General features: G+C 59.0%; 8 protein-coding genes. 6 read left to right on the forward strand and 2 right to left on the reverse strand.

The window, feature by feature from the left end:
* Window position 1 precedes the first annotated feature (1 nt).
* Window positions 2-1,162: an acyl-CoA dehydrogenase family protein gene (locus AC2FLO_RS18110; RefSeq protein WP_496811736.1), complete on the reverse strand. Its 1,161-nt coding sequence runs from the start codon at window positions 1,160-1,162 to the stop codon at window positions 2-4.
* A gap of 80 nt (window positions 1,163-1,242) precedes the next feature.
* On the opposite strand from AC2FLO_RS18110, the gene AC2FLO_RS18115 reads away from it, so the two are divergent.
* Window positions 1,243-2,190, forward strand: a complete 948-nt coding sequence (locus tag AC2FLO_RS18115; RefSeq protein WP_496754049.1) for a GlxA family transcriptional regulator — start codon at window positions 1,243-1,245, stop codon at window positions 2,188-2,190.
* 67 nt (window positions 2,191-2,257) lie between these two features.
* Here the strand turns inward: AC2FLO_RS18115 and AC2FLO_RS18120 are convergent, their stop codons facing one another.
* Complete coding sequence (locus tag AC2FLO_RS18120) at window positions 2,258-2,860, reverse strand: helix-turn-helix domain-containing protein (RefSeq protein ID WP_480588523.1); 603 nt, start codon at window positions 2,858-2,860, stop codon at window positions 2,258-2,260.
* Window positions 2,861-3,006: 146 nt separating this feature from the next.
* On the opposite strand from AC2FLO_RS18120, the gene glyA reads away from it, so the two are divergent.
* The 5 genes from glyA to AC2FLO_RS18145 all read left to right on the forward strand — a co-directional run bounded on the left by glyA (window position 3,007) and on the right by AC2FLO_RS18145 (window position 8,515).
* Window positions 3,007-4,260 carry a serine hydroxymethyltransferase gene (glyA, locus tag AC2FLO_RS18125; RefSeq protein ID WP_496754048.1) on the forward strand — a complete coding sequence of 418 codons (1,254 nt, stop codon included), beginning with the start codon at window positions 3,007-3,009 and terminating at the stop codon, window positions 4,258-4,260.
* A gap of 11 nt (window positions 4,261-4,271) precedes the next feature.
* Window positions 4,272-5,654 carry a dihydrolipoyl dehydrogenase gene (gene lpdA, locus AC2FLO_RS18130; RefSeq protein ID WP_496754047.1) on the forward strand — a complete coding sequence of 461 codons (1,383 nt, stop codon included), beginning with the start codon at window positions 4,272-4,274 and terminating at the stop codon, window positions 5,652-5,654.
* A 14-nt stretch (window positions 5,655-5,668) separates the two neighbouring features.
* Entirely contained in the window at window positions 5,669-6,613 is a 945-nt protein-coding gene (lipA, locus tag AC2FLO_RS18135) for a lipoyl synthase (RefSeq protein ID WP_496754045.1), read from the forward strand.
* A 25-nt stretch (window positions 6,614-6,638) separates the two neighbouring features.
* Entirely contained in the window at window positions 6,639-8,012 is a 1,374-nt protein-coding gene (locus tag AC2FLO_RS18140; RefSeq protein WP_496754043.1) for an alanine/glycine:cation symporter family protein, read from the forward strand.
* An 80-nt stretch (window positions 8,013-8,092) separates the two neighbouring features.
* On the forward strand, window positions 8,093-8,515 hold the full coding sequence (locus AC2FLO_RS18145) for a universal stress protein (RefSeq protein WP_496754041.1): 423 nt from the start codon (window positions 8,093-8,095) through the stop codon (window positions 8,513-8,515).
* The last annotated feature ends 93 nt before the right edge of the window (window positions 8,516-8,608 follow it).

Below are 8,608 nucleotides of genomic sequence, written 5' to 3' on the forward strand. Positions count from 1 at the left end.
GTCAGGCGCCCAGCGGACGCAGAAGATCGCGGCTGATGATGTGGCGCTGAATCTCGCTGGTGCCGTCCCAGATCCGTTCGACCCGGGCGTCGCGCCAGAACCGTTCAATCGGGAAATCATCCATCAGGCCCATGCCGCCGAAGATTTGCAGCGTCGTGTCGGTGACCCGCGCCAATGCCTCGGAGGCATAGAGCTTGGCCGAGGCGATCTCGCGGTTTGCGGGCAGGTTCTGATCCAAACGCCAAGCAGCGGCAAGGGTCAGCCAGTCGGCGGCATCAATCTCGGTGATCATGTCGGCAATCTGAAAACCGACACCCTGAAACTTGCCGATGGGCTGGCCGAATTGCTTGCGCTCGGCGGCGTAGTTCAGCGCATAGTCAAAGCAGCGCCGCGCACGACCGACCGAGAAGGCCGCAACCGTCAGCCGGGTCGCGTAGAGCCATTCGTTCATCACCGCAAAGCCGCCATCGACCTCGCCCAGAACCTGGGCATCGGACAGGCGGCAATTGTCGAAATACAGGATACAGTTTTTATAGCCCCTGTGGCTGACGGATCTGTAACCGTCGCGCACTTCAAAGCCCGGTGTGCCGCGATCCACCAGGAAGGTTGTGATGCGTTTTTTGGGGCCTTTCGGGGTCTCATCCACGCCGGTGGCAACGAAGACAATAAAGAAATCCGCGTGTTCCGCGCCCGAGATGAAGTGTTTCGATCCGTTGACGACCCAGTCGCCACCGTCGCGCACCGCCTGACATTTCATGCCGCGCACGTCCGATCCGGCATCCGGTTCAGTCATCGCCAGCGCGTCCATCTTTTCCCCGCGCACAGCAGGCAGCAGATAGCGTTCGCGCTGTTCATCGTTGCAGGCCATCAGGATGTTCTGCGGGCGGCCAAAGAAATGCGTCAGCGCCATCGACCCACGACCCAGCTCACGCTCGACCAGTGTAAAATCCAGATGCGACAGGCCCGCGCCGCCCACTTCCTCGGGGAAGTTGCAAGCATAGAACCCCAGATCGATACATTTCTGCTTGATCTCATTGCCAAGCTCCAGCGGGACCGTTCCGCTGCGTTCCACCGCGTCTTCATGCGGGTAGATTTCTTTTTCTACAAAGCTGCGGACCGTCGAAACGATCATGTTCTGTTCTTCTGTCAGACCAAACTGCATGGCGCGTGTTCCCTGGATCGGTGGTTGACCAACCAAACGCCATCGCTCATGGTCACGGCATGCAGAGATAGATCAGTTTCATGCCAAATTCGAAAATATTATCGCAGCAGTACAATGTCCTGCTGTTCGACGGGTTCTCGAACCATTGCCTTGCGAACATGGTCGAACCGTTGCGGGCGGCAAACACCCTGTCGCGGCAGGCGTTATATGCGTGGCGCTTCTGTTCGCTTGACGGCAACCCTGTTCAAAGCTCCAGCGGCCTTGTCGTCACCCCGAACGGGGCCATCGGCGATCAACAGGGGGATTTTCTTGTTGTCATGCCGTCATATGGATACCTGAAGCTGGATACGCGGTCGACCATGCGTGCCGTGCTGGCTGCGGCCAAGAAACACAAGCACCTGGCCGGGCTGGATACGGGAAGCTGGCTGCTTGCCAGCGCCGGATTGCTGGATGACCACAGGGCAACCATTCATTGGGACGAATTTTCGCGGTTCGAAGAAAGGTTTCCGGCGGTAGAGGCCGTGCAGGAACGGTTTGTCATCGATGGCAACCGTCTGACCTGTTCCGGGGCCATGGCAGCCTTCGATCTGGCCCTGACCCTTATCCGCCGGGATCACGGCCCGCTGCTGGCGATGGAGGTTGAGCACCTGTTCATGAGCCGGAACGGGCGTGGCCATTATGACCTGCCTCTGAAATCCGAGGACACGCTGGTCAATCGTGCGCTGACCGTCATGCAGGCGCATCTTGAAGCACCGCTGTCAGTCCGGAGTGTGGCCCGGAAAATCGGGTGTTCGCAAAAACGGCTTGAAACGCGTGTTCAGGCGGAACTGAAAACAACTCCGCAAGCGCTGTACCGGCGTCTGCGCCTGAACCGCGCGCGCAATCTGGCCGAGGATACGGAACAATCCATCGCCGAGATCGCGGGGCGCTGTGGATATGAAAACGCCAGCGCCATGACCCGCGCGTTCAAGGCCGAATTCGGTCAAACGCCGACCGCATTTCGGAATGGAAACCTGTCGGGGCGATGAGCCCGGACTGGCGGGAAGCCGTTTGTTGCTTTTCACAACCTGCAATAAAGCATGCGGTTTTCTGATGTCACTCCAGCGAAACCCACAGAATCTTGGCGTCTTCGTCGCTGGTCGAGATACAGCCATGGCCCATTCCACTGTCGTAATACAGTGAATCCCCCGCCTTCATGGGTAAGGGTCGGTAATGTTCGGAAAGGAAAATCAGCTCGCCGCTGAGTACATACATGAATTCTTCGCCAGAGTGCCGAATCCAAGTGTCGAACTCGGATACATCCCGCGCCTTGATCGTTGCGATATAGGGTAGCATCCGTTTGCTGGTCAGTTCAGAACACAGCAGTTCGTGATGATAGGTGGGCGTGGTCTTGAATTCCCCCTCGCCTTTTGGGGTGAAATCGCGGCGACCCGAGATGCCCGACTGACCCGATTGCAGGAACAGCTGTGGCGTGCTCATGTCGAGCGCCTGTGTCAGGCGCCGCACGATTTCAAAACTAGGCCGTGTCTGGTTGTTTTCGATCTTGGACAGAGTGGACCGACCAATACCCGCAGCACGGCCAGCCTCTTCCAAAGTCCAGCCTTTTGATCGCCGCGCATCGCGAATGGAGCGGCCCAAAGCCTCGCCTTCGTCCGGTTCTTCCAGCCCGGAAACATCGTTTTGGCTTTCATCGACCATGGATTTCCCCCTGTTTTTCAAAGGCTACAGGTTTTCCCATACATACGCAACTTCTTGAATAAGAGATTTTTGTTGCCTTGTTGGATCATTTTCCACTATTGGAAACAAAGTTTCGTACTGAGGATTCGGAACCGAAGGAGGGGATAATGTTCAAAACGTCGCTGAATGAGGCTGACCCGGTAATCGCCGCGTCGATCGCGCGCGAAGGAATACGTCAGGCGGAACAGATTGAATTGATCGCGTCCGAGAACATCGTCTCGAAAGCTGTGATCGAGGCTCAGGGCTCGGTCCTGACCAATAAATACGCCGAAGGTTATCCTGCGCGCCGCTATTATGGCGGGTGCGAATATGTCGACGAGGTCGAAGTCGAAGCCATCGAAAGGCTGAAACAGCTGTTCGGTTGTGAATACGCCAACGTTCAACCCCATTCCGGCGCTCAGGCGAACGGGGCGGTCAAACTGGCGTTGCTGAGCCCCGGTGACACCATCCTGGGCATGTCGCTGGATGCGGGCGGACACCTGACACACGGTGCAAAACCTGCCCAATCCGGCAAGTGGTTCCGGCCGGTACAATACGGTCTGACCCAAGCCGGCCTGATCGATTACGACCAGGTGGCCGAGCTGGCTCGGGTGGAAAAGCCCAAGCTGATCATCGCAGGCGCATCGGCCTATTCCCAGAAGATCGACTTTGTCCGTTTCCGCGAGATCGCAGATGAAGTTGGTGCGTGGTTGCTGGCGGACATGGCGCATATCGCGGGTCTGGTCGCAACTGGCCTGCACCCTTCGCCCATTGGGCACGCGCATATCGTCACCTCAACCACCCACAAGACACTGCGCGGCCCGCGGGGCGGGATCATTCTGACCAATGACGAAGCGCTGGCGAAAAAGATCAACTCTGCCGTATTCCCGGGCTTGCAAGGTGGACCGCTGATGCATGTGATCGCCGGCAAGGCGGTTGCATTCGGAGAGGCGCTGAAGCCGGAGTTCAAAGAATACATGCAGCGCGTTGTCGACAGTGCATCGGCTTTGGCCAATGTCATGATGGCGCGTGGATGTGACATCGTTTCGGGTGGCACCGAAAACCACCTGATGCTGGTCGATCTGCGCCCGATCGGTGTGACCGGCAAGGATGCCGAGGCCGCGCTGGAACGTGCCGGGTTCACCTGTAACAAGAACAGCGTTCCGGGCGATCCCCAGAAGCCCACCATCACCAGCGGTATCCGTCTGGGCACTGCCGCCGGGTGCAGCAGGGGTTTTGGCCCTGAAGAGTTCAAACAGATCGGCCATCTGATCGGCGATGTTCTGGACGCGTTGGCGCAGTCGCCCGAAGGCGACGCGGCCATCGAAAAAGAAACCCGCGAAAAGGTTCGCGCGCTTTGCGCAAGCCACCCGATCTACTGAAAGTGCGCGAAATGAACACCTACGATCTGATTGTCATCGGAGGCGGACCGGGCGGTTATGTTGCCGCGATCCGCGCGGCTCAGCTGGGACTGAAAGTTGCCTGCGTCGAAGGGCGCGGCGCTCTTGGCGGCACCTGTCTGAACGTGGGGTGCATCCCCTCCAAAGCGTTGCTGACCTCCTCGGCCAAATATGCCGAGCTTGCACATCTCTCCTCCCACGGTGTTGCGGTCGAGGGGGGCAGCATCAATGTCGGCGCGATGATGGAGCGCAAGGACAAGATCGTGGGGGACCTGACCAAAGGCATCGCATTCCTGTTCAAGAAGAACGGCGTTGACCTGATCGAAGGTTGGGCCAGCATCCCTTCAGTCGGGCAGATCAAGGTTGACGCTGACATCTATGAGGCAAAGAACATTCTGATCGCGACCGGGTCGGAACCTACCTCGCTACCGGGGATCGAGATTGATGAGCAGGACGTCCTGAGTTCGACCGGCGCGATCGCGATGGAAAGCGTGCCGGATCATCTGGTGGTGGTCGGCGCAGGTGTGATCGGTCTGGAACTTGGTCAGGTCTGGGCGCGTCTGGGCGCGAAAGTCACCGTCGTCGAATATCTGGACCGTGTGCTGCCCGGCATAGATGGCGAGATTGCAAAACTGGCACAGCGGGCGCTGGCCAAGCGCGGCCTGAAGTTCCAGCTTGGTCGGGCATTGAAATCCGTCAACAAGACCACGGCCGGATTGACGCTTGCTCTGGATCGGGTTGGCAAAGACAAGGAAGAGGTGATCGAGGCCGACAAGGTTCTGATCGCCGTCGGACGCCGACCGGTAACGCGCGGGTTGGGGCTGGAAGAACTGGGGATAGCCTGCGACCCGCGCGGATTTATTCAGGTGGATGACACATTCTGTACCTCTGTTCCCGGCATCTATGCCATTGGCGACTGCGTTCCAGGGCCGATGCTGGCGCACAAAGCCGAAGAGGATGGCGTTGCCTGTGTCGAGATGCTGGCAGGCGAAGCGGGGCATGTTGACTACAATACCGTGCCCGGCGTGGTTTACACCGACCCCGAGGTCGCCTCGGTCGGGCTGACCGAAGAAGCCTTGCAAGAAACGGGCATTGAATACGTGGTCGGGAAGTTTGCCTTCATGGCCAATTCGCGGGCGCGCTCGACCGGCGAGACCGACGGGGCCGTCAAGGTGCTGGCCAGTTCCGAAGGCAAGATCTTGGGCGCGCATATTTGCGGTGCGCATGGGGGAGATCTGATTGCCGAGCTGGTTCTGGCCATGGCCAAGGGCATCACCGTCGCCGAGGTCGCAGCCACCTGCCATGCCCACCCGGCGATGGGCGAGGCTGTGAAAGAAGCCTGCCTTGACGCCATGGGCCGGGCAATTCACGCGTAGCGGGGACCAGCCAGATGACCATCCAGCTTAGACCACGTCACCCGGAAAAAGCCAAAAAGGCCGACAGCGTCATTCCGCGCAAACCCAAGTGGATACGCAAGAAAAAAGGCGACTGCTCCGCCTATTACGAAACCCGGCGCCTGATGCGGGATCACAATCTGGCGACGGTCTGCGAAGAGGCGGCCTGCCCCAATATCGGCGAGTGTTGGTCCAAGCGCCACGCAACCATGATGATTATGGGCGAGGTCTGCACACGCGGATGTTCGTTCTGCAACGTATCGACTGGCCGCCCCGACGCGCTGGACGCTTTCGAACCCGGTCGCGTTGCAGCGGCGGTCAGGAAGCTGGGCCTGCGCCATGTCGTCATCACCTCGGTCGATCGCGACGATCTGGCCGATGGCGGGGCCGAGCATATTGCCCAGACCATTCGGGCGGTACGCCACCAAAAGCCCGGCACCACGGTCGAAGTTCTGACCCCCGATTTTCTAGGCAAGGGCGACGCCGCCAAGGCAGTCTTTGACGCCGCACCGGACGTGTTCAACCACAATCTGGAAACCGTGCCGCACCTATATCCGACCGTCCGTCCTGGCGCGCGGTATTACACGTCGCTGCGGCTGCTGGATGATGCCAAGCGCGCCAATCCGGAACTATTCACCAAATCCGGCCTGATGGTGGGCCTGGGGGAAACACTCACGGATGTGCGTCAGGTCATGGATGATCTGCGTGCAGCGCAGGTCGATTTCCTGACCGTTGGCCAATATCTGCAACCAACCCCGAAACACCATCCAATCGACCGGTTCTGGACACCGGAAGAGTTCGCCCAGCTGGAACAGATTGCCCGGTCCAAGGGCTTTTTGCACGTGTCAGCAACCCCGCTGACCCGGTCGTCGTTCCATGCGGACGAAGATTTCGCTGCTCTCAGGCAGGCTCGCCAGCGGGCTATCGCCAAAGGGGCATAAACCAAACGCAAATGGGAGGGAATCCATGGAAGCGTTAAATTCAATCGTAGGGGCCATCAATGGCGTCGTGTGGGGGCCGCTGATGCTGGTTCTCATCCTTGGCGTCGGCTTCTTCCTGCAGGTCGGACTGAAGTTCATGCCGATCCTGCGCATTGGCACGGGCTTCAGCCTGCTGTTCAAAGGCCGTGAAGGTCAGGGCGAAGGGCAGATCAGCCCGTTCAACGCGTTGATGACTTCGCTGTCGGCCACCATCGGTACGGGGAACATCGCCGGTGTTGCCACTGCTGTCTTCCTGGGCGGTCCGGGCGCATTGTTCTGGATGTGGATGACCGCCCTGGTGGGCATGGCCACCAAATATGCCGAGGCTGTCTGCGCGGTGAAATACCGCGAAAAGGACGAGCTGGGCAACTTCGTCGGCGGCCCGATGTACTACATCAAGAACGGTCTGGGCGCGAAATGGGCGTGGCTGGGTGTTGCCTTTGCCCTGTTTGGCGCAGTTGCGGCCTTTGGCATTGGTAACGGCGTGCAGGCCAATGGTGTTGCACAGGTTCTGGAATCGAATTTCGGAGTAAACACCTCGGTCACCGGTGTCGCTCTGATGGTTCTGACCGCCGCTGTTATTCTGGGTGGTATCACCCGTATCGGTGCGGTCGCCGGTAAACTGGTTCCGTTCATGGCGATTGCCTATATCGTTGCCGGACTGCTGGTCCTGATCATCAACATCGGCAACATCGGTCATGCGCTGTCGCTGGTCTTCACCTACGCCTTCACCCAATCAGCCGCCGAAGGTGGTTTCGCAGGTGCAGCCGTCTGGGCCGCCATCCGCTTTGGTGTGGCGCGGGGTGTTTTCTCGAACGAAGCGGGTCTGGGTTCCGCTCCGATCGCGCACGCGGCAGCCGAGACCAAAGGCCCGGTCAACCAGGGCCTGATCGCGATGCTGGGAACGTTCATCGACACTATTATCGTCTGTTCGATCACCGGTCTGGCGATCATCTCGTCAGGTGCTTGGACATCGGGGGAATCCGGTGCGGCGCTGACCTCGCTGGCGTTCGAGACCACTCTGCCGGGTATCGGCGGGTCGATCATCGCCATCGCTCTGTCGATCTTTGCCTTTACTACCATCCTCGGCTGGTCCTTCTATGGCGAGAAATGCGTCGAATTCCTGCTGGGCGTGAAATCCCTGCTTCCCTACCGCATCCTGTGGATCATCGCGATCTACTTCGGTGCAACCGCGGATCTGGGCTTTGTCTGGCTGCTGGCCGACACGCTGAACGCCATGATGGCCATTCCGAACCTGATCGCCCTGGCCCTGCTGAGCCCGATCGTCTTCAAGCTGACGAAAGAGTTCTTCGCCTCGAGCGGCAAGTCCGAAGAGCCGGGCGGCGCGCCTGCCGAATAAGCTTGGTCTGACTTGAAACCGGGGGGCCATTCCGGCCCCCCGCCTTTGAAACAGAATTCCATATCTCGAGGAGAGACGTGATGGCCACGAAAATCCTGCTGCCCATTGATCACACCGACGACCGTTCGTGGAAAAATGCCCTGCCAGTCGCATTGGAACAGGCGAAATTCTACTCAGCTGAACTGCACGCGGTTGCCGTCATCCCCGAGATCATCCAGCTGCCGAACCTGCCCGCCAACTACGGCGCCGGCGCCAAAGATCACGTGCGAAATGCGGTTCAGGCCATTCTGGATCATGGCAACGCATCGGACGTGCCTGTCCATGTTGAAGAAGGCAGCGTTTACCGTGAAATCCTCAAGCGCGCCTACAAGGACGGCTTTGACCTGATCGTCATGGCATCGACCAAGGGTGATTTTCCGAATTATGAAATCGGTCCGAACCTGGCCCGTGTCGTGCGCAACGCGCATTGCACCGTCATGGTTGTTCGCGACCAGTCCCGTTGAGTGAAAGGTTGGATCAATGACCGAGATTAGACGCACGCCGTTGTATGGGCTTCACGTTGAGTTGGGCGGCAAGATGGTTGATTTTGCCGGGTG

This window comes from Ruegeria sp. TASC047 (genome assembly GCF_059612445.1).

Bases quoted from the DNA above. Each gene is read 5' to 3' on its own strand.
- lipA (WP_496754045.1), top strand. From the start codon at position 5,669: ATGACCATCCAGCTTAGACCACGTCACCCGGAAAAAGCCAAAAAGGCC.
- AC2FLO_RS18110 (WP_496811736.1), bottom strand. From the start codon at position 1,162: ATGCAGTTTGGTCTGACAGAAGAACAGAACATGATCGTTTCGACGGTC.
- lpdA (WP_496754047.1), top strand. From the start codon at position 4,272: ATGAACACCTACGATCTGATTGTCATCGGAGGCGGACCGGGCGGTTAT.
- AC2FLO_RS18140 (WP_496754043.1), top strand. From the start codon at position 6,639: ATGGAAGCGTTAAATTCAATCGTAGGGGCCATCAATGGCGTCGTGTGG.
- AC2FLO_RS18145 (WP_496754041.1), top strand. From the start codon at position 8,093: ATGGCCACGAAAATCCTGCTGCCCATTGATCACACCGACGACCGTTCG.
- glyA (WP_496754048.1), top strand. From the start codon at position 3,007: ATGTTCAAAACGTCGCTGAATGAGGCTGACCCGGTAATCGCCGCGTCG.
- AC2FLO_RS18120 (WP_480588523.1), bottom strand. From the start codon at position 2,860: ATGGTCGATGAAAGCCAAAACGATGTTTCCGGGCTGGAAGAACCGGAC.
- AC2FLO_RS18115 (WP_496754049.1), top strand. From the start codon at position 1,243: ATGCCAAATTCGAAAATATTATCGCAGCAGTACAATGTCCTGCTGTTC.